Genomic DNA, 21,243 nt, shown 5'->3' with positions numbered 1-21,243 from the left:
AAACCGCTCGGATGGGAGCGGTTTGTATGTTAGTTTATATGAGCTATATGCTTGAACTAAAAAATGTGATTATTTATTTCACAGTTGAAAGTTTATAGTTTTATTTTCGATGGACTTTCAACTTTACAACAATTTAGTATTTTTGTTGAAATATTTCCGTAAGAATTATTTTTTTCTATTTCATCATACAATAAATCTATTGATTGAAATTTCTTTGGATGTGGATGATGTTCATTTTTTTGCCATATTACAAGATAAATTCCAGCATCAGTTTCAGCACTAGTCATATATTGTGGTAGCTGAGTTTTGATAGCAGTTGTTACATCTGCGTGATGCGCCTTTTTTATTTCAATGCAAACTTTTAACAATTTATCTTCATCATTTTTTGTAGATAACATAATATCTACATTACCATTTGCTTCGTGAACTTCTCTTGATAAATTTATTCCTTTGGATTTGCAATAATGATCTAATGTACTTGATATGTAAGGTTGAACCTCTATTTCGTTTTTTGGAGTTGTAAAGTGCTGATCTCTCCAAAAATTTATGTTAGAACCTTTTAATCTAATATCTCTATCTAAGATTGTTTCTATAAGATTTAGTACAAAGTCTTTTAAGTCTTTATTAGTTTTAATTTTTTCTAAAAATGAATTCAACTCAATATCATCAATCAAAGATTTAATTACTACATCATCAGCGCTCTTATCACAAGGGACGTTCTTCTTTCCTTTTTCGTCAAATTTTCGCAATACATCAAAATTAAAAAAATGAGGTGTAACTGATTTTTGGCAATCTACACAATTACAAGGTACCATTTGTTTATATAACAATTTTCCAGCTTTATCAAGATCACTGTGAACTTCTTCAATATACATTCTAATTGCAGACAATAACCCTTTTTTATTTTTACCCTTTAATGAAATTTTTATTTTTCCTTTAATATAATCTTCCTCAACTAAAGCATCAGTATTTTCATAATTTAGTACCACACCATGCTTCCAGTATAACGCATCCTTTATAAAGCTATGACTCTTAACTATAAAACGTCCGAGTAATCCGGCAGGCATAAAATCATAATCATATTCAAAATGCAAATTTGATGTCATGTCCCATTTAAATTCACTTGGCTTATCGGACGGCAAAAGATCAGGTGAAATGTATCCCGAGCCATCTTTTAATTCGAAACAAAGATAATATTGATGTAGTAGCTTCAGCAATTCCGCTTTTTTACTTGAAAATCTTTCTTCACTCCAAATTGTTTCTAGATCTGAATGTGTAAACTTTCCAGAATTATCAGATATTTCTTTACTATCCAAAATTTGATACATTCCATCAACACACCAATCAGTATTTATAAATACTGTTTGCTTCAGCAATAGATCTTGCTGATGATGAATTATTGCACCTAAATCATTTAAATATTGACTTAAAAAATCTGCTCGCTTTTTATCCAATTTGTGTTTTTCACATATTTCCAAGTATTCAGTATAACTAATAAAGTCTTTTTCATGAGACAAATCTTCTAACTCATTTCTTATTTCAATCCAGCGATTTGACAATTTTAATTTAGTTTGAGGAAGTAAAGCAATCGCATTATTCACTGAGTTTTTTAGGTTTTCAATTGTTACTTCGTATCCAGGTGCACAACTAACATCAACAAAATCTAAGATATTGTCAAACCTTTCTTTATAAACGGATTCGGGTAAACTCTTTTTTCTTTCATCAATTTTACTTAGAACTATTATAATTGGACTATTACCGCTGAACAGTTGAATTGTATTTAGCCAGTAATAAAAGTCCATGTAGTTGCTTTCTTCACGAGCTTCAGTTAAAAATATATAAATTGATCTTTTAGTAATAAATAACTGATGTGTGGCATCATATTTCTCTTGCCCACCAAAATCCCAAATATTTAGTTTGAATTCACTTTCGTTACCGTCAATATTCAGCTTAGAAAGTAATGGACTTTTTAGTACATCAATTCCCTTTGTACTTTCACTCTGGGATAAACTGTAATCAGGATCTGTTAATCTTTTAGTCAGAACCGTTTTTCCAACATTACCTCTCCCAACTATAACCATTTTAGCTTCAAAAAGAAATTCCTCGCTTTCAGCCTCCAATTTTGATTCGAAAAAATTCTTAATTGCATCATAACCTTTTGCAATAATTTCCAAAGGAACATTCTCGATTGGGTTTCGATTTATTTTTAATTTCTTTAATAATGGTAGGTTAATTATTTTAGGTGGAATAATTTTTATATTATTTTTCTGATCACTAACTGAAAATAAATTACCAAAATTGATTTCTTGCAATTTTTCCATCTCTAAAAGTTCAGAAGGAAATTCTTCAAAAAGATTATCTTCAAAAGAAATATTTTCCAAGCTTTTTAGTTTTAAAATTGATTTGGGAATATTTGAAAGATAGTTTTGATCTAATTTTAGTACTTCTAAATTTTTGAGAGATGTAATTGAGGTGGGGAATTCTTGAAAATTGTTTTTTGATAAAAACAATTGATAAAGATCGGATAATTTCTCAATATCATTAGGAATTTCTGATATCTTATTTCCAGTTAGAAATAGTGATAAGAGTGATGTCATTTCGAAAATCTCTTTTGGAATTTCATGCAATTCCAAACTTGTTGCTACTAATTTTAGTAACCGTTTAAGAGTATAAACCTTTTTTGGAATTTCTCTTATGGATGTCTCACCAATTGCTAAATACTCTAAATTTGGAGGAACACCATTTATAGATTTTAATTGAGAACTTCGCATACAATTTAAATACCTTAAAGTAGTCCATTTATCCAATATCTCTGGTAATTCTTCTAATTTATTGCCTTTTAAATGTAAATCTCTTAAATTCTTTAATTTTAATAAGACTATTGGGAATTTCTTTAGACGAAAATTAGGAATATATAATTCTTTCAAATTATGTAATTCTGCTAATTGTTCAATATTTCTTCCAATAGGAATTTTTCCGAAGTTTAAAGTTTCTAATTCTTTTAATTCTAAAATTTCAATGGGGAGTTTTTTAATATTGTCATCTAAATCTAAAAATGAAAGCTTTTTAATAGGTTCTGACTTGTTTAATTCTAGTATTTGTGAGAATTTCATTATTTATTAGTTTTATCTTCTAAGATAGAAAATATAATTATTTAATTCAAATAACTTCCCAAAATTTAATAAAAAAAACCGTTCCACAAAAAGCAGAACGGTTTATATATTAAATTGCCTCGGTCGCTGACCGTTACATCATTCCTGGCATTCCACCTCCCATTGGCATAGCAGGTTCTGCGCTCTTAATTTCAGTGATTACACACTCAGTTGTTAATAGCATTCCGGAAACAGAAGCTGCGTTTTCAAGGGCAACTCTTGTTACTTTCGTAGGGTCGATGATTCCTGCTTCAAGCATGTTTACATACTCGTCAGTTTTAGCGTTGTATCCGAAGTCTCCGCTGCCTTCAGCAACTTTAGCTACGATTACAGAACCTTCACCTCCTGCGTTGGCAACGATTTGTCTCAATGGCTCTTCGATCGCTCTTTTTACGATTTTAATACCAGTAGTTTCATCAGCATTGATTCCTTCAAGGTTTGTTAAAGCAGAGATTGCTCTTACAAAAGCAACACCACCACCGGCAACGATACCTTCTTCAACAGCTGCTCTCGTAGCGTTCAAAGCATCGTCTACTCTGTCTTTTTTCTCTTTCATTTCAACTTCAGAAGCTGCACCTACATACAATACGGCAACACCACCGGCTAATTTAGCCAATCTCTCCTGTAGTTTTTCTCTGTCGTAATCAGAAGTCGTGGTTTCCATCTGAGCTTTGATCTGGTTTACTCTGCCCTTGATCTTGCTTTCTTCACCACCACCGTTTACTACAGTTGTGTTGTCTTTGTCGATCGATACTTTCTCAGCAGTTCCCAACATATCAAGAGATACATTTTCCATTGTGAAACCTTGCTCTTCAGAAATTACCTGTCCACCAGTTAAGATTGCGATATCTTCCAACATTGCTTTTCTTCTGTCTCCGAATCCCGGAGCTTTTACCGCAGCAATTTTAAGAGAACCTCTTAATTTATTAACTACCAAAGTTGCCAAAGCTTCACCTTCAACTTCTTCAGAAATAATCAATAAAGATTTTCCGCTTTGTGCGATGGGCTCAAGAACTGGAAGCAATTCTTTCATTGAAGAGATTTTTTTCTCTACTAAAAGAATGTAAGGGTTTTCCAATTCAACCGTCATTTTTTCAGGATTCGTCACGAAATATGGAGACTGGTAACCTCTGTCAAACTGCATACCTTCTACAACATCTACTGTTGTATCGATACCTTTAGCTTCTTCTACAGTGATAACTCCTTCTTTACCTACTTTTCCGAAAGCTTCAGCGATCAGAGATCCGATTGTTTCGTCGTTGTTTGCAGAAACTGAAGCAACCTGCTTCACCATTTCTGTAGAGTCACCTACTTGCTTAGACTGCTCTTTAAGGTTAGCAACAACAGCAGTTACTGCTTTGTCGATTCCTCTTTTCAAGTCCATTGGGTTTGCACCTGCAGCTACGTTTTTAAGACCTTCTCTTACGATAGCCTGTGCCAGAACAGTAGCGGTAGTAGTACCGTCTCCTGCGATATCATTGGTTTTGGAAGCCACTTCTTTTACCATTTGCGCTCCCATGTTTTCTACTTTGTCTTCAAGTTCGATTTCTTTTGCTACAGAAACACCATCTTTAGTAACGTGAGGTGCACCGAAAGATTTTTCGATGACAACGTTTCTACCTTTTGGTCCTAAAGTTACTTTTACTGCATTAGCCAATGCATCAACCCCTCTTTTTAGAGCGTCTCTTGACTCGATATCGAATTTTATTTCTTTTGCCATTTTGATTAGATATTAGATGTTAGATGTCAGAAGTTAGACATGTAACATTTGTTTTAATTTGAATTTAGTTTGAATAGTCTGAAATCTGATGTCTGGAATCTTATCCGATTACTCCTAAAAGATCACCTTCTTTTACGATTAAGAAATCTTTTCCGTCTAGTTTTAATTCGGAACCTGAATATTTCCCATAAAGAACTTTATCTCCTACTTTTACAGTGGTAGGCTCGTCTACTTTACCAGGACCTACTGCTACTACGGTACCTTCTTGTGGTTTTTCTTTAGCAGTGTCTGGAATAATAATACCTGAAGCTGTTTTGGTTTCTGCAGCGATGGGCTCGATAAGCACTCTGTCTGCTAAGGGTTTAAAGTTTACTGACATAATATATTTTATTTTTAAGTTATTTCTGTGTCGTAAATCTCTAAATCTGTGCCACGGGACGATAACTAGAATTTTGGCAGATTTTTTTTAAAGATGTGAAATTTTGGCAGAAAAAAAGTTCACTTGTTGTAAGTGAACTCAGAATTTATTTGCAAGAGCTGTCGTAGTCTTTTAATAATTTTTTATACATATTGGTGTATAATTCGGTTTTGTATTTCATGTTTATTCTGGCAGCGTCTGCTCCTCTTTTTCCTTTCATCTCTTCCTTCCTTTCTGCATCAGTGGCTTTTTTATTTTCTTTATAGGTTTTGTTTGAGAAGTATTCATTTTTTCTTGCTTCATCTACCTTTGCCAGAAACTCAGGACAATCGGCTCCAACAATTTCGTACGCTTTATAAAATTTCTTGTACAAAGATTTCATATTAAATAAATCCAAAGGCGTAAGCTTATTGTAGTCTACTGGTGCAACGGCAAATATATCACCAGGTTTACTAAGATAGATCATAACGTGCTGCAACTGGCAATCATCATTGTTTCCATTAGATCCTGATGCGAAATTATCTCCAAAATCAGTTTTACAAAACATACTTCTGTACCCGTAAAGATTGATTTCTCCTTTCTCCATCAATGGCAGCATCAAAACTCTGCCTTCAGATTCAAGTTCCAAATTGTTATCAATCTCTTTCACAACACGTTTGTCTAGCTGGAATTTTTCCTGTGTATCTTCGTTAGTATATACTAAGCTTTTGATATCAGAAACCTGAATAAGCTGAACTGTCGCATCGCTTTTTGATGATTTAAATTTAACCTCTTTTCTAGCCAGATTAGCACTTTTTTCCGAACTCTTAGTAAGATACGTGAATGTTGCAACATCTGGAAGCATAAAATCCTGCGCAAATCCCGTTTTAGTCGTTCCGTCTTCCATCAGAATTTCGATTGGTAAAAAATCTCTTTTACCCGTATAGAACTGTAAAGATTGGGCAAAATAAGTTTGTGCTAATGCAAAGAAAAGCAGTAATACGCTTAGTTTTTTCATGGTTATAGTCAATCGTAATTTTAATTTTTCTTTCCAGCCGCCTGCATCGGGTTTACTCTTCCGTTTGCGCCACCTCTCACAGCTCCGTCTTGTTTTTGCTTAAATACTTGGAATTTGGAAGTTTCGGAACTTGACTGGTCGTTGCTCCAAAGGTTATTTGAAGTATCAATGTCTGCCGTTTCTCTCATCGGATCTAGCTGAATCGATTTTATTTTTTTGTCAAAATAAAACGTTTTAGAAGCTTTTTTCTCGTTGCTTCTCCAGATTTGCGCAGATGATTTATCCTTTAATTTTGAACCGTCTTCAAACGTAAACTCAAGAATAATAGGCATTACCAAACCGCCTTTGTTCACAAAATCGATTTGATACGCTGTTAAATTTTTAAGTTTTTCCTGTTCTTTTTTGTCTAAAGCTACACTGCCTTCTGCTTTGAAGCTGTACTCTTTATTAGCGTCTACTTTTTCCTGTCCACGGTCGTATCGGTAATAAAAATCCTGAAGATCTTTATCTTTTTCTACCTCAAAAGTGATGGTTTTATCTTCTTTGTTTCTGATTTTTGAAATATCTTCAAACTCATTCTGCAAAGGTTTTTCAACCTTATATTTTGTTTCATTGGCTTCTTTTACCGTTGTTAAATCCGGAGTTGCCATCGTCACTTTGTCAATCGCAATATCAACAGGATCTGTTCCGTAAAACCATCCTCTCCAAAACCAATCTAGGTCTTCACCGGTTGCATCTTCCATTGTTCTGAAAAAATCTGCAGGTTCCGGATGTTTAAAGGCCCATCTCTTAGAATAGGTTTTAAAAGCTTTGTCAAAAAGCTCTCTTCCTATAATGGTTTCACGAAGAATATTCAATCCGGTTGCAGGTTTTGCATAAGCATTTGGGCCAAACTGGATGATATTTTCAGAGTTGCTCATGATCGGTTCCAGTTGATCTTTCGGAAGTTTCATGTAATCAGTAATTGTCCACGCCGGACCACGTTTTGAAGGGAATTTATTATCCCATTTTTCTTCCGTTAAATATTCTGTAAATGTGTTTAAACCTTCATCCATCCAGCTCCATTGTCTTTCGTCTGAGTTGATGATCATCGGGAAAAAGTTGTGCCCCACTTCATGAATAATGACACCAATCATTCCGTTTTTTGTGCCTTCAGAATACGTGCCGTCTTTTTCTGTTCTTCCGAAATTGAAACAGATCATTGGGTATTCCATCCCATTAGAAGCTTCTACAGATTGCGCCACGGGATAAGGATATGGGATTGTAAATTCCGAATAGGTTTTAATGGTATGAGCAACCGCTTTAGTCGAGAATTTTCTGTACAAACCATAAGCTTCTTTCGGGTAGAAACTCATTGCCATTACTTTATTGTTATTTTCCGGAATCGTTACACCCATCGCATCCCAAACAAATTTTCTTGAAGCCGTCCATGCAAAATCTCGCACGTCTTTGGCTTCGAAAATCCATGTTTTTCTTTGTTTTGAATGGTTTTTTTCTGCTTTTGTAGCTTCATCCAAAGTCACGATTTCGACAGGCTCATTTGAGGTTTGAGATTTTTTATATCTGGATAATTGATCGGATGATAAAACCTGTTCGTAGTTTTTACATTCTCCGGTTCCGCCGATGATGTGATCTGCCGGAACGTTCATAGAAACTTTGTAGTTTCCGAAAACCAAAGCAAATTCACCTCTTCCTGTAAACTGGTGATTCTGCCATCCCTGGAAATCACTATACACACACATTCTCGGGAACCATTGGGTGATGGTGTACAAATCGTTTCCGTCTTCCGGGAAGTTTTCATAGCCTCCACGACCGCCCATTTTCATTCGGTTCGGAATATTGTAATTCCAGTCGATTTTAAAAATGAATTTTTCTCCTTTTTTCAGAACTTTAGGTAAATCAATACGCATCATCGTTTTGTTGACGGTATATTGTAAAGGATTTCCTGAAGCATCGGTTACTTTTTCCAGATTAACGCCGTAGCCATTATCTTTTGCCGGTAAATCTGTTGTCTTTAATTGCTGGTCTGAAGTAGATTTCGGCAGGGTAGAAGAGAACTGGTAATCTGCTTTTTTGATAGTAGACTGCTGGTTTTCGTCTAATTGAAGCCAGATGTAATCTAAATCATCAGGAGAATTGTTGTAATATGTTACGGTTTCAGAACCTTTCAGGTTTCTTTTGTCTTCATCCAGGTATGCCGTGATGTCGTAGTCTGCTCTGTTTTGCCAATACGCCTGTCCGGGAGCTCCGGAAGCCGTTCTGTAAACGTTTGGTGTAGGTAAAATTGTTCCCAACTGTTCAAATCTGTTCCCATGGTTGCTACCAGGATTGTTTTGAATATTCTGTGCCGAAACGCCTACATATAGAAATACTGAAAGTGCAGTAACTTTAAAATTCATGTGAAAAAAATTTAGAATGATCAAATATAATAATAAGTCGTTGAAAATTTAGAAATGTTTCAAACTTAAAAAGGAATTCTTTCTAATGTCATTTTTAAAGCCAATGCAAAAACTCCTGATGATACAAAAAGAATCCAGTCTTTTTTATTGATTTTGAAAAGGTTTAATAATATAAATAGAATTACTAAAATTGCGGCAACAATTACTATTTGTCCGAGTTCCAAACCAATGTTAAATCCTAAAAGCGGAACAGCGATGCTCTGGCTTTTGGCGATCATCACTCTTGCAGTATTGGCAAAACCTAATCCGTGAATGAGCCCGAAAAATAATGCTAAATAATAATTGGTTTTATTTTGCGACTGCTTTTTATTTTTCATTAAAATATTTCCGGCTGCCGTTAAAACAATGGTAAGCGGAATTAAAAATTCTACCCAATCTGAAGGAAGCCTTACTATATTGAGAATACTTAAAGCTAAAGTTATCGAATGACCTATTGTAAATGCAGTTACCAAAATCAGAATTTTTTTCCAGTCTTTGGCGGTGTAAACAGCAATTAAAACTAATACAAAAAGCTGATGGTCCAGTGCATCGAGTGAAATAATATGTTCCCAGCCTAGTTTTAAATAAAATAAAAAGTCCTGCATTTTTCGATATTTTTTTGAAATGCGATGATACAAAATTTATTTTAACTTTGTATAAAATTGAAGTGATGAACTATATTTTAGAACTTGAAGATAAAGAAGATTTCCCAAGAGTAAAAAAACTTCTTGAGCAAATAAAAGGTGCCCGGATTTTTGAACAGGATTACGATGAGATTCCTAATGATATCTATGAAGCTTTGGATAAATATGCAGATTCTGTAAAAGAGGAGGATTGTATTTCTTCTGAAGAATTTTTTGCGAATGCCAGAAAGAAAGTATGCGAGTTATATTCACGAAAGTAGCAGAAAGTTCTTATATGAAATGTTTCAAAAATCACGTTTCAGAACAAGAAGCACTTTAATCGGGAAAAAGCATGTAAGAATGTTTTTCAGAATGGAAAATGAGACTAAAATCATCATTCTTCTCTTTTTCGACATGCGACAAGACCCACAAAAAATAAATGAACTTTTAAAATGAAGAAGATACTATTTCTACTGATTATTTTTCTCGGATTATCATCATTCAGTAAAGAGATTCATCCCTATCACGTTGGTTCGGTAGAAATCAATTACAATTCAAAATCAAAAACTTTTGAGATTACCGGAAGGTTTTTCTTAGATGATCTGGAAAACGGTCTTAGAAAAAAGTATGGAAAACCTTATTATTTTAACGAATCGAAATATAAAGCCCAGCTTAACGAAGCGCTAAAAAATTACAGTTCTGAATATTTTAAATTGAAAACAGATAATCAGTTTTTAAAGATCAATTACGTGGGTTATGAAGAAGATAATGAGTCTGTTAACGTTTATCTTGAATCTGAAAAAGTGGAAAATCCAAAAAAAATAGAAGCGGCGGTAAGCTTTCTCTATAATCTCTTTGATGACCAGATCAATTTAGTTCATATTATCGTTAACGGCAACCGCAAAAGTGAAAAACTGACATATCCGAATCGATATTTATACCAACAGTTTTAATAGTTATTTCTGGAGTTGAAGCAATGCATTTTCAGCTTTCGCATGAGCTAAAAGATCTGGAAAAAAATCGTCATAACATTTTTGTAAAACATCTTTATTATCTAAGAAAGCTTCATAAACAGGAATATCTTTATCCAAATATTTGGCTTTATTCAAGACATTTCTCATGCTGAATTTAATATTCTGGTCATGACGATAGTTGTAAAGCCAATCATCCTGCTCCATTTTTGTGAGCATATATTTAAAATTTTCAGGAAGAAATTCATCATGCTCATGCAGAACTCGGTACACTTTTAATGAATGTTTTTTCCAGCCTTTTAATGAATTCAAATGTAAATCATTTGCAACAAAATAATCCAAAGAAACATCTACAAAAGCTCCTGCATAAAGCCGAACGAGAGGACTGAAAACTTTTTTTGCTTCGTGAATTGCCGGATGAGAATCTGTAAACGTATCAATGGTGCGATGCAGAGTAATCCCATCCTGAATATCTTTCGGGAAAGAATACCGGTCTTTGTTTCGGATAAAATCTTCGAGAAACTGCCCGACAATTTGTCCGTCATTGAAAGTGAGAAAAGAGTGGGCAAGAAAGTTCATACTGCAATTTAGTATTTATAATTAAAAAATCCTTCTAAAATAATTTGAAGAAGGATTTGAAATATCTTATAAGATTTTTTTATTTTTTAATAAATTTTTTGCTTCCAACCAAAGAATTTTTATCGGTGTAAACACTTAAAAAATATTCACCTGAAGCTAAACCTTGAAGATTAATACTTTTTGTATACGATGTCAAAACAATTTGACCTAAAGGATTAATGATTTTGAAAGTATATTTCTCATCATTTTTAATCCAGATATTGATCTCATCTTTTGCAGGATTGGGAAATATGGTAAAATCCTGAACATCTGCCGAAAAGGTTTCTACAGTTGATAAAGATGAAGTTGGCGTAAATTGTGAAACTACACACGCAAAACGGGAGAAACCGAATGCTTCGTCTGAAGGATTTGGATTTCCGATAGAAACTCCTGTTGGCTCAGAATTGTAATTTACATTAGGATTTGCCCATCTGTTAACTCTTGAGCAATTAATTCCGCTTGCCACACATTCATCATTATAAGCCATGATGGTTCTCCATCGTTGAGCATTTGTACTTGAAGCTCCTAAGTTTACTGCTGTTTGGTTACTATATCCGTGATGGTTATTGCATGGTGCGGTAGACTGGCTCACAAACCAATCGTGATTAAGACCCATATTGTGTCCCATTTCATGCGCCAGAGTATAATTTGACACTACACAACTATAAATAGATACAGTGAATGCCGAATTAGAAGAATAATTAGTAGGATTTGAGTTCAAATATCCTAATCCGCAAGTATTGGTAGGTGTTGAGGTAATCAACCCACACAAATCGGCGCCATAAGTACTGCGGAGTGTATGAACATCATCCATTACCCCGTCGGTGCTGTTTCGGAAAGATGCGAGATCGGTGTTGATACTGCCTGATTCTGTGTAAAAAATTTCACCAGAATACACTAAATTAATCGTCACGTTATTGACTCCTGAATTTACAAGTGCCGTATTAAAATTGGTAATTGCTGTAGCAACAAAAGCATTACTTTGTGCTACGCCACCCCATGCAATTCTTGCAGCACTTGTATAAACTACCAGGACATCAATCGTGGTTGCAGCGCAAACAGGTGTTGTCGATAGACAAATGTTGGCGTTCGCTTTTTGACTGATAGCGGATTCGTTAAGAATAAAATCATTTTTTGAATCCTGATTAATAAGAGTTGATTCGCTTACTGTGGAAACTGCGAAAGTATTACTGTCAGTTTGGTGAAAAATAATTTTTTCTCCGGATTCTGAAGCATACATTCCGGTTATTACGTTTCCGGATTTTGATAAAACCAATTCAGATTTCGGTTCATTTTCTACAGAATATACAGAAGATTCGCTCTTATTGCTGTATAAAAATGTTTTTTTGTAATGAGCTTTAATCGCCTTATTATTAGGCAAAGGAATCTGAAGATCAGCTTTCAAATCAAATGAAGGTTGCGAATAATATTTTGTAAGAATATAAGTAGACGCAAGATTTGCACTTATTTTTTGTTGATCGCTAAGGTTATTTTCATTTATCGTATGATCAAAAATTCTGTTTTGTGCCGATACAAAAGCGATACAAAAAATGAAAAGACAGGTAAATTTTGTTTTCACAATTGAGTTGTTAATGTTATTGATACACAAATATATACAAATACTCTTAGAATTTTAAGATTTTTTTAATACTGAAAAAGACTCTCCTGGAAATCTACCACCTAAGTTAAAAATAAGGTTAGAATTATTTAATAATAAATTTTTTACTTCCCACGAAAGTATTTTTATCTGTGTAAATACTCAGAAAATATTCTCCTGGAGGTAAACCCTGAAGGTTAATATTTTTTTTATGAGACGTAATAATGATCTGGCCTAAAGGATTTATGATTTTAAAAGTGTATTGATCATTATTTTTGATCAGGATATTGATTTCGTCTTTTGTGGGATTTGGAAAAATTGTAAAATCTTGTGTCTGTTTATTTGTTATTTCAAAAGTTCCAAGATTAGCGGTTGGCATAAATTGAGACACAACACACGCAAAACGTGCAAATGCGAATGCTTCATCAGAAGGATTTGGGTTGCCAATAGCAATTCCGGTAGGTTCAGCATTATAATTTACATTAGGATTTGCCCATCGGTTAACTTTAGGACAACTCATTCCGTTATCTGAGCAGTGGTTACCATATGCCATCATGGTACGCCATCTTTGGGAAGATGTACTGGATGTTCCCAAGTTTACTGCGGTCTGATTAACATATCCGTGCTGATTACTGCAAGGTGTTGTACTCGTATCTACATACCAATCATGCCTTAGTCCCATATTATGTCCCATTTCATGAGATAAGGTATAGTTGGATACCACACAATTGAATAGTGAGACAGAAAATGCTGAGGTGTTTGAATAATTTGTGGGATCTGTGTTAATATATCCCAAACCGCATAGGTTGGTAGGTGTAGAGGTAACCAACCCGCAAAGATCTGCTCCATAAGTACTTCGCAGTGTATGGACATCATCCATTATCCCATCGGTACTGTTTCGGAAAGTTGCGAGATCTGTGTAGATACTGCCTGATTCTGTGTAAAAAATTTCACCCGAATACACTAAATTAATCGTAACATTTGGAATCCCTGAGTTGGTAAGTGAGGTGTTAAAATTTGTAATAGCAGTTGCAATAAAAGCATTACTTTGTGCCACGCCACCCCATGCAATTCTTGCTGCTGAAGTGAAAACAACCAAAACATCAATTGTTGTTGCAGGGCACACAGGTGTTGCTTCTAAACAGATATTGGCATTTACTTTTTGATTTATTGCAGATTCATTAAGAATGAAATCATTTTTAGAATCCTGCTCAATAAGACTTGATTCGCTTACTAGGGAAACTGCGAAAGTATTAGGATCTGTTTGGTGGAAAATAATCTTTTCTCCGTAGCTCGAAGCATACATTCCCGTTACCACATTATCATACTTTGAAAAAACCAAATCACTGTCTGGTTCGTTTTCTACGGAGTAAGCATAAGATGTGCTTTTGTTGGTATAATTAAATGTTTTTGAAAGCTTGGCTTTGATTGTTCTGTTATTGGGTAATTTAATTTCCAAATCAGATGTCAGATCCAAGTATGATTGTGAATAATACTTCGTCAAAATATAAGTAGAAGCAAGATTCTTACTTATTTTTTGATTATCGTTCAAATTATTTTCATTGATTGCGTGCTGAAATATCTTGTTTTGAGCAAACAGAATTGTAGCACAGCATAGCAGTAAGAATGTACTTAAGATTTTCATATTTGGTTTTATTACTATTGTTGAATAGCAAATATATATATAAAAATCTAAAATAGTATGATTTTTTTAACGTTAAAACAATCTTTCATGAAAATCCTCAACCTTACTTACTTCCTCAATCTTGATCCCGAATTTTCTTTTGGGAATTTTATTTAAATTTGAAACGAAGATCTTCTCATAACCCAGTTTTTCTGCTTCAGTAATTCTTTGTTCGACTTGTGCTACAGGGCGTATTTCTCCACTCAGACCAATCTCTCCGGCAAAACAGAAATGTTCAGAAATAGCAATGTCTTCATTAGATGATAAAATTGATGCGACAACCGCCAAATCTAAGGCCGGATCATCTGTTTTTATTCCGCCTGTAATGTTTAAGAAAACGTCTTTTGCTCCCAGCTGAAAACCTGCTCTTTTTTCCAAAACAGCCAAAAGCATATTCAGTCTTTTAGAATCAAAACCTGTACAGCTCCTTTGCGGAGTTCCGTAAACTGCGGTGCTTACCAACGCCTGAATTTCCAGAAGCATCGGTCTGTTTCCTTCCAGAGTTACTGCAACAGAATTTCCAGACAGTTCTTCAAATTTTTTAGTGATTAGAATTTCTGAAGGATTTTTTATTTCCTTTAAACCTTGCGAAACCATTTCGTAAATTCCTATTTCCGAGGTTGATCCGAAACGATTTTTATTGGCTCTCAGCAATCTGAAAAGATGATTTCTGTCACCGTCAAAATTCAAAACGACATCAACCATGTGTTCCAGAACTTTTGGTCCTGCAATTTGTCCGTCCTTTGTAATATGACCAACCAGGAAAACGGGAACATTGTTTTCTTTCGCATATTTGATGATTTCATTTGAGCATTCGCGGATCTGGGAAACTGTTCCGGGTGAACTTTCAATCAATTGTGACTGCAACGTTTGGATAGAATCTATAATCACAAAATCCGGTTCAAGTTTCTTAGCTTCGTGAAGAATTTTTTCTAAAGAAGTTTCAGTGTACAGAAAGCAATTCGGATTTTTCACATCAGCCAAACGGTCGGCTCTCATTTTGATCTGAGATGCACTTTCTTCTCCGGAAACGTAAAAAATTTTCTTTTTCATCTTTAAGGCAAGCTGAAGAAGAAGGGTAGATTTTCCGATTCCGGGTTCGCCACCAATTAAAGTGACCGATCCTAAAACAATTCCGCCTCCCAAGACACGGTTCAGTTCATCAGAAGGGGTTTTTATTCTGGGCTCTTCAATGGCTTCCACTTCGATAATGTTGATGACACTCTGTTTGGTTTTTGAAGGAGATAAACTTTTTTGAGGAGTTTTTTCTACAATTTCTTCTACCAGAGTATTCCATTCTCCACAGTTTTTACACTGTCCCATCCATTGTGAATATTGAGATCCGCAGTTTTGACAGAAATATGCTGTTCTTAGTTTTGCCATGCTGTAAAATTATAAAAAATCTGTCTCAAAATTTTTCACAAATAGTATTAATGTTATCATACATCAATGAATATTTTGAATTTTCTGATGTACATTTGTTCTATAAATTTTAAAAAATGAAAAAAATACTTTTTAGTTTCATATTTACATTAGTAGGTATATTCACATTTGCTCAAAATAACTGGAGCGTAGATCCGATGCATTCATCTGTAAATTTCAATATCAAACACATGGGAATCAGCTTTGTGCAAGGTAGATTTGATAAATTTGACGGAACTGTTTCCATGCCGGGAAATAATTTGGATGATGCTAAATTTAATTTCAATGTTTATACAGAATCAATTAATACAGGTGTTGATCCGAGAGATAAACATTTAAGAAGTGCAGACTTCTTTGATGTAGAAAAGTTTCCTTCGATGTCTTTTGAAGGTGCAACTATTTCTCAGGCAAAAGGAAATAATTATACATTAAAAGGTAAATTAACTATTAAGAACGTCACTAAAGATATAACCATTCCTGTAACTTTTGGAGGTATTACAAAAAATCAGCAGGGAAAAGAAGTTGCAGGGTTGCAGGCAAAATTTACCGTAAATCGTTTGGATTACAATATTAAATATGATCCTACCGGAGCAGGTGTGGCAAAAGATGTTGAGGTGAATTTGTATTTTGAATTGGTAAAGCAATAATTTTCATATATATATAATTTGGTTTAGGTGGAGGTTTCTCAAGTTTTGAGAAGCCTTTTTCTTTTTATAAGCAAATAAATTTCTAGGGTTAAATTATTTATGACGTAGATCAAGATAAGTTCTTTCTAGTCTTTCATATTCATTTTTCCAATCTGCTGCGGTTTTTTCAATTTTTTCAATTTTAAAATCTGAAATTTCTATTTCTTCGAGATTATCTATTGAGTTTCTATCTTCTATGTGGTCGAAATCTACAGCACACCAAACATTTAAATGCTGATTACAAATTTCAATATATAATTTTTCACCTATTTGACTTTTAAATAAAAGATGATAATTTAAAATATTCTCTTTGAAATAAATAAAAACACCTTCGTAATAATCGTGATGGCGGTCTGTAAAATAAATATTGAAGCCGTCATTTCTCCAACGTGGTAGGTTATCAAATTTTAACAATAGCCCATTTGTAGGTAAAAGCTCAACCTTTTTTAGACAGACAAGTTTATTAAGAATTTGCATTGTTAAAAATTTAATTACTAAAATACACAATCAAATTCAGTTACAAAATTGCTTTGCTTTTCTTTTTCCCCTAACTTTGCACAAACCTAATCTAATGAGTAAAAAGAATACAAAGTATATCTTTGTGACAGGAGGTGTAACTTCATCTTTGGGAAAGGGAATCGTTTCTGCTTCTCTGGGACTTCTACTAAAATCACGTGGCTTTAATGTAACGATCCAAAAATTAGATCCTTATATCAATATCGACCCGGGAACGCTGAATCCTTATGAACACGGAGAATGTTACGTAACTGAAGATGGTGCTGAAACAGATTTGGATTTAGGACACTATGAGCGTTATCTTGACTCTCCAACTTCTCAAAACAACAACGTTACTACCGGGAAAATCTACCAAACTGTAATCGAAAAAGAAAGAAAAGGAGATTTCCTTGGAAAAACAGTTCAGGTAATTCCGCATATTACCAACGAAATTAAACGCAGAATTAAAATTTTATCTAAGCAGAACTACGATATCATTATTACTGAAATCGGCGGAACTGTAGGAGATATAGAATCTTTACCTTACATAGAAACTGTGCGTCAGCTGAAATGGGAATTGGGAGAGAAAAATTCTATGGTAATACACCTTACTTTGTTGCCATATTTAGCTTCAAGTGGAGAATTAAAAACAAAACCTTCTCAACATTCTGTTCGTCAATTGATGGAAAGTGGAATTATGGCTGATGTTTTAGTATGCAGAACCGAACATAAAATTCCAAAAGATCAAAGAGCAAAACTGGCTCAATTTTGCAACGTTTCCTTAGATAATGTGATTGAATGTAAAGATCTGGAAACAATTTATGAAGTTCCGATGTACCTTCAAAAACAAAATTTTGATGATGTAGTGCTGAAAGGATTAGATCTGAAAAGTGACAAAGAAGCAGATCTGAAAGACTGGAAAACTTTCCTTAAAAAATTCCAGAATCCAAAAAGAACGGTTGAGATTGCGTTGGTAGGAAAATATATTTCTCTTCAGGATTCTTATATTTCAATTGCAGAGGCTTTCAAACACGCCGGAGCAGATATAGAAACGGAAGTGAAAATAAGATGGGTTTACAGTGGTGATTTATCCAAAGACAATATCAAAGAAACTCTAGACGGAGTTTGCGGTATCTTGGTTGCTCCAGGTTTTGGCGACAGAGGTATCGAGGGTAAAATTCTTACCGCTCAATATGCAAGAGAAAATAAAGTTCCGATGTTGGGGATTTGCTTGGGAATGCAAATCATGACTGTTGAGTTTGCCAGAAATGTTTTAGGTTATACTAAAGCTAACTCTATGGAGTTTGATACTTCTACCGAGCATCCTGTAATTTCTTTGATGGAAGAACAGAAGAATGTAGTAGACAAAGGAGGTACGATGCGTCTCGGAGCATGGAAGTGTGCTGTGAAAAACGGTTCAAAATTACATGAAATCTACAGCAGTAAGCATATCTCTGAAAGACACCGTCACCGTTACGAATTCAACAGTGAATATATTCAGGAATTTGAGAAAAATGGTTTCTTAGCAACGGGTACAAACCCGGAAACAGGTTTAGTGGAAGCACTAGAAATGCCGGATCATCCATTTTATGTAGGGGTGCAATATCACCCGGAATACAAGAGTACGGTAGCAAGTCCGCATCCTTTGTTCAGGGCTTTTATTAAGGCTTGTGAGAAAGAGATAAAGTAATTACTTGATAAGGACGTTATATAATACACTCAGATTGATTTTTGTCAGTCTGAGTGTATTATATAGTAACATATTATAATGTAGAGTTTTGATAAAAAAACAGTATTTTTGTCGACTCAAAAAGTATGGCATTGCCATGCTGATTTAAATTTTTAAATTTTAATTAAAATAAAATGCAACAGAACAACGGACTCGATAAAAGTCAGATTATTAGTTTTGCGGTTTTATGTTTGGTCCTTTTCGGATTCATGTTTTATTTTCAGAATAATCAACAGGAAGAAGAAAAGCTGAAAGCTGAGCAACAGAAAACAGAACAGGCAAAAAAAACCGTAAAACCAACTCCGGCAGCCAATATCAATCCCAATGTAACTCCGAATTCTATTCAGATTTCTAATTTGGAAAACAAGCAGCTGAAACTTGAATTTTCAAGCTTAGGAGGTCAGGTTTCAAAAGTGGAACTTTTAGAATACAAAGCTTATGACCGTAAAACGGATAAAGCAGATCTTCCGCTTAATCTGATTACTAAAAATAATTCAAGCTACGGTTTTCAGTTTAAAGATAAAACAGGGAAAACCATCAATACTAAAGATCTGGTTTTTTCGCCAACTGTTGCAGGGAGTGCAGTGACCATGACTGCCAATTATAACGGAGCTGTTATTCAGTTTATTTATACATTATTAGATAAATACAGAGTTGATTTTAAAGTAAGAACTCAGGGGCTTGCAAAAATTACTTCTGATAATAAAGCAGATTTTATTTGGGACTACCAAGTGAGAAATCTCGAAAAAGGAAGAGCTCAGGAACAGTCTCACTCAGAATTTTCTTATGCGTTTAATAATTATGAAGATTATGATTATGACGGAAGAACGGATATGACTGAGGATAAAGAAACACTCAACTGGATTGGTGTAAAACAACAATTTTTCTCCTCTGTGATCGAAGCTAAAAATGGCTTTACACAAAGTAAAGGAAATCAGGAAGCCTTCGAAGAAGGCGAATATCTCAAAAAATTGAATTATGAAGGTTTTGTTCAGATGACAGGAAGTGAATTGAATCAGGATTTTACCTGGTACTTTATGCCTTTAGATCTAAAACTACTAAAAACCTACGATAAAAACTTTGACGAAATTTTACCGTTAGGCTGGTCATTCATCGGAGCAATGAACCGTTATTTCTTCATGCCGATGTACAATCTTATTGCATCTTGGGGAATTACAGCCGGTTGGGTAATTTTCTTAATGACCATCATTGTTAAGTTGATATTGTCACCCATTATGTATAAGCAGCATAAATTGAGTGCGATGATGAAAGTGATTCGTCCGGAAATTGATGAAGCAACAGCAAAATTCAAGGATGCAGATCCTATGAAAAAGCAACAGGCTACAATGGAGATTTACAGAAAAGCGGGGGTGAATCAAATGGCGGGATGTTTACCGGCATTGGTGCAGATTCCTATTTTCTATGCATTATTCAGATTTTTCCCGAATTTTATCGACTTGAGAGGTCAGGGTTTCTGGTTTGCAAAAGATCTTACGGCTTATGATGATTTGATTAAATTGCCATTCAATGTACCGTTTTTAGGAGAGCATTTAAGTGTATTTGCTATAGCTTGTACAATTGTTATTTTAATTTACACGGTAATGACTTCAGGAAATATGCAGCAGCCACAACAGGAAGGGATGCCGAATATGAAAGTATTGATGTACATTTTCCCAATCACATTCTTATTCTTTCTGAACACATCAGCTTCAGGTTTATCTTGGTACTATTTTGTGTCAAATGCGATCAACATCTTGATTATTCTTGTCATCAAGTATTTGATTCTGGATGAAAAGAAAATTCATGCACAGATTCAGGCAAATAAAGAAAAGCCGAAAACAGAAGGTAAGTTCCAGAAGCGAATGCGAGAAATGATGGAAAAGGCTCAGGAACAACAGAAAACGCAGGAGCAGACGAAAAATAAAAAGAAATAACTTATTATAACAAAAAGAGAAGCAGTTTATTGCTTCTCTTTTTTATTTGGAATGATTTTAAATTTAAAATGTTAAAATCTGTAATATAATAATTCACACACCAATTTAATTAATCATAGTTTAACCTGAAAGATTGACGGTGATATTTTGTTACACCATGCTTTGTCAGGGCTTCCTGGTGTTTTTTTGTGGCATAACCAAAGTTGGTGTTCCAGCCATATTCTGGGTGTTCTTCATGCAGCTGGATCATCAGTTGATCTCTGTAATTTTTGGCTAAAATAGATGCTGCAGCAATTGATAATATTTTTGAATCACCTTTAATGATACATTGATGCGGAATGAAATTATATGGATGAAATTTGTTTCCATCTACCAAAATGAGCTCTGGTATAATGGTAAGTTGATCAAGAGCTCGATGCATTGCATGAATACTGGCATTCAGTATATTATGTTCGTCAATAAAAGTTGGCGGAAGTTCAGCAATTGCATAATTTTTTACATGGTCTTTGATGTAGCTGTCGAGTTCCATTCTCTTTTTAAAAGTTAATTTTTTTGAGTCATTTACCAGATTCTGATTAAAATTTTCATCCAAGATTACTGCCGCCGCAACCACGGGTCCACACAGGCATCCTCTGCCGACTTCATCGCAACCTGCTTCGATATAAAGATTTGACCATTTCTTTAATAATTCCATAAAAATTAACATTTACGTAAAGACAAATTTATAGAAAAATTAATGTACTATGAAGTGAATAATAA

Annotated in this window: 17 protein-coding genes; 5 read left to right on the top strand and 12 right to left on the bottom strand. The window is 34.3% G+C overall.

From position 1 onward, the window contains the following. Positions 1-92: 92 nt before the first annotated feature. The 6 genes from ACZZZA_RS01865 to ACZZZA_RS01840 all read right to left on the bottom strand — a co-directional run bounded on the left by ACZZZA_RS01865 (position 93) and on the right by ACZZZA_RS01840 (position 9,330). On the bottom strand, positions 93-3,113 hold the full coding sequence (locus ACZZZA_RS01865) for a COR domain-containing protein (protein WP_463429566.1): 3,021 nt from the start codon (positions 3,111-3,113) through the stop codon (positions 93-95). A 133-nt stretch (positions 3,114-3,246) separates the two neighbouring features. Beyond that, positions 3,247-4,872, bottom strand: coding sequence for a chaperonin GroEL (groL, locus tag ACZZZA_RS01860; RefSeq protein WP_463429565.1), 1,626 nt, complete (start codon positions 4,870-4,872; stop codon positions 3,247-3,249). A gap of 100 nt (positions 4,873-4,972) precedes the next feature. Further along, positions 4,973-5,251 carry a co-chaperone GroES gene (locus tag ACZZZA_RS01855; protein WP_047444781.1) on the bottom strand — a complete coding sequence of 93 codons (279 nt, stop codon included), beginning with the start codon at positions 5,249-5,251 and terminating at the stop codon, positions 4,973-4,975. Between the two features lie 145 nt (positions 5,252-5,396). After that, on the bottom strand, positions 5,397-6,287 hold the full coding sequence (locus ACZZZA_RS01850; RefSeq protein WP_463429564.1) for a hypothetical protein: 891 nt from the start codon (positions 6,285-6,287) through the stop codon (positions 5,397-5,399). Between the two features lie 20 nt (positions 6,288-6,307). Next, positions 6,308-8,686: a M1 family metallopeptidase gene (locus ACZZZA_RS01845; protein WP_463429563.1), complete on the bottom strand. Its 2,379-nt coding sequence runs from the start codon at positions 8,684-8,686 to the stop codon at positions 6,308-6,310. Positions 8,687-8,751: 65 nt separating this feature from the next. After that, complete coding sequence (locus ACZZZA_RS01840) at positions 8,752-9,330, bottom strand: HupE/UreJ family protein (protein WP_463429562.1); 579 nt, start codon at positions 9,328-9,330, stop codon at positions 8,752-8,754. A gap of 65 nt (positions 9,331-9,395) precedes the next feature. Between ACZZZA_RS01840 and ACZZZA_RS01835 the strand changes: the two genes are divergently transcribed. Together ACZZZA_RS01835 and ACZZZA_RS01830 are read left to right on the top strand one after the other, a co-directional pair. Further along, a complete protein-coding gene (locus ACZZZA_RS01835) occupies positions 9,396-9,629 on the top strand; it encodes a hypothetical protein (RefSeq protein ID WP_463429561.1) in 234 nt (77 codons plus the stop codon). A gap of 171 nt (positions 9,630-9,800) precedes the next feature. Beyond that, positions 9,801-10,301 carry a DUF6702 family protein gene (locus tag ACZZZA_RS01830; RefSeq protein WP_463429560.1) on the top strand — a complete coding sequence of 167 codons (501 nt, stop codon included), beginning with the start codon at positions 9,801-9,803 and terminating at the stop codon, positions 10,299-10,301. Between the two features lie 3 nt (positions 10,302-10,304). Here the strand turns inward: ACZZZA_RS01830 and ACZZZA_RS01825 are convergent, their stop codons facing one another. The 4 genes from ACZZZA_RS01825 to radA all read right to left on the bottom strand — a co-directional run bounded on the left by ACZZZA_RS01825 (position 10,305) and on the right by radA (position 15,601). Beyond that, positions 10,305-10,898 (bottom strand): acyl carrier protein phosphodiesterase, encoded by a 594-nt coding sequence (locus ACZZZA_RS01825; RefSeq protein WP_463429559.1) that lies wholly within the window; start codon positions 10,896-10,898, stop codon positions 10,305-10,307. Positions 10,899-10,977: 79 nt separating this feature from the next. After that, on the bottom strand, positions 10,978-12,516 hold the full coding sequence (locus ACZZZA_RS01820; RefSeq protein WP_463429558.1) for a M12 family metallo-peptidase: 1,539 nt from the start codon (positions 12,514-12,516) through the stop codon (positions 10,978-10,980). A gap of 124 nt (positions 12,517-12,640) precedes the next feature. Further along, a complete protein-coding gene (locus tag ACZZZA_RS01815; RefSeq protein WP_463429557.1) occupies positions 12,641-14,179 on the bottom strand; it encodes a zinc-dependent metalloprotease in 1,539 nt (512 codons plus the stop codon). Positions 14,180-14,251: 72 nt separating this feature from the next. After that, positions 14,252-15,601: a DNA repair protein RadA gene (gene radA, locus ACZZZA_RS01810; protein ID WP_463429556.1), complete on the bottom strand. Its 1,350-nt coding sequence runs from the start codon at positions 15,599-15,601 to the stop codon at positions 14,252-14,254. 116 nt (positions 15,602-15,717) lie between these two features. On the opposite strand from radA, the gene ACZZZA_RS01805 reads away from it, so the two are divergent. Continuing rightward, positions 15,718-16,287 (top strand): YceI family protein, encoded by a 570-nt coding sequence (locus tag ACZZZA_RS01805; RefSeq protein WP_463429555.1) that lies wholly within the window; start codon positions 15,718-15,720, stop codon positions 16,285-16,287. Positions 16,288-16,380: 93 nt separating this feature from the next. Here ACZZZA_RS01805 and ACZZZA_RS01800 read toward each other — a convergent pair whose 3' ends face one another. Further along, the gene (locus ACZZZA_RS01800; protein ID WP_463429554.1) at positions 16,381-16,803 is read right to left on the bottom strand and encodes a hypothetical protein; all 423 of its coding nucleotides are present in this window, start codon (positions 16,801-16,803) and stop codon (positions 16,381-16,383) included. 94 nt (positions 16,804-16,897) lie between these two features. Between ACZZZA_RS01800 and ACZZZA_RS01795 the strand changes: the two genes are divergently transcribed. Together ACZZZA_RS01795 and yidC are read left to right on the top strand one after the other, a co-directional pair. Further along, a complete protein-coding gene (locus ACZZZA_RS01795) occupies positions 16,898-18,511 on the top strand; it encodes a CTP synthase (RefSeq protein ID WP_463429553.1) in 1,614 nt (537 codons plus the stop codon). A gap of 173 nt (positions 18,512-18,684) precedes the next feature. After that, positions 18,685-20,484 (top strand): membrane protein insertase YidC, encoded by a 1,800-nt coding sequence (yidC, locus tag ACZZZA_RS01790; RefSeq protein ID WP_463429552.1) that lies wholly within the window; start codon positions 18,685-18,687, stop codon positions 20,482-20,484. Positions 20,485-20,593: 109 nt separating this feature from the next. On the opposite strand, the gene ACZZZA_RS01785 is transcribed toward yidC, so the two are convergent. Beyond that, positions 20,594-21,178, bottom strand: coding sequence for a ribonuclease HII (locus tag ACZZZA_RS01785; protein WP_463429551.1), 585 nt, complete (start codon positions 21,176-21,178; stop codon positions 20,594-20,596). Between the last annotated feature and the right edge of the window lie 65 nt (positions 21,179-21,243).

This window comes from Chryseobacterium sp. AC405b, assembly GCF_979258685.1.
The sequence above is the reverse complement of the archived record's forward strand: the minus strand, read 5'-3'. Positions and strand labels throughout refer to the sequence as shown.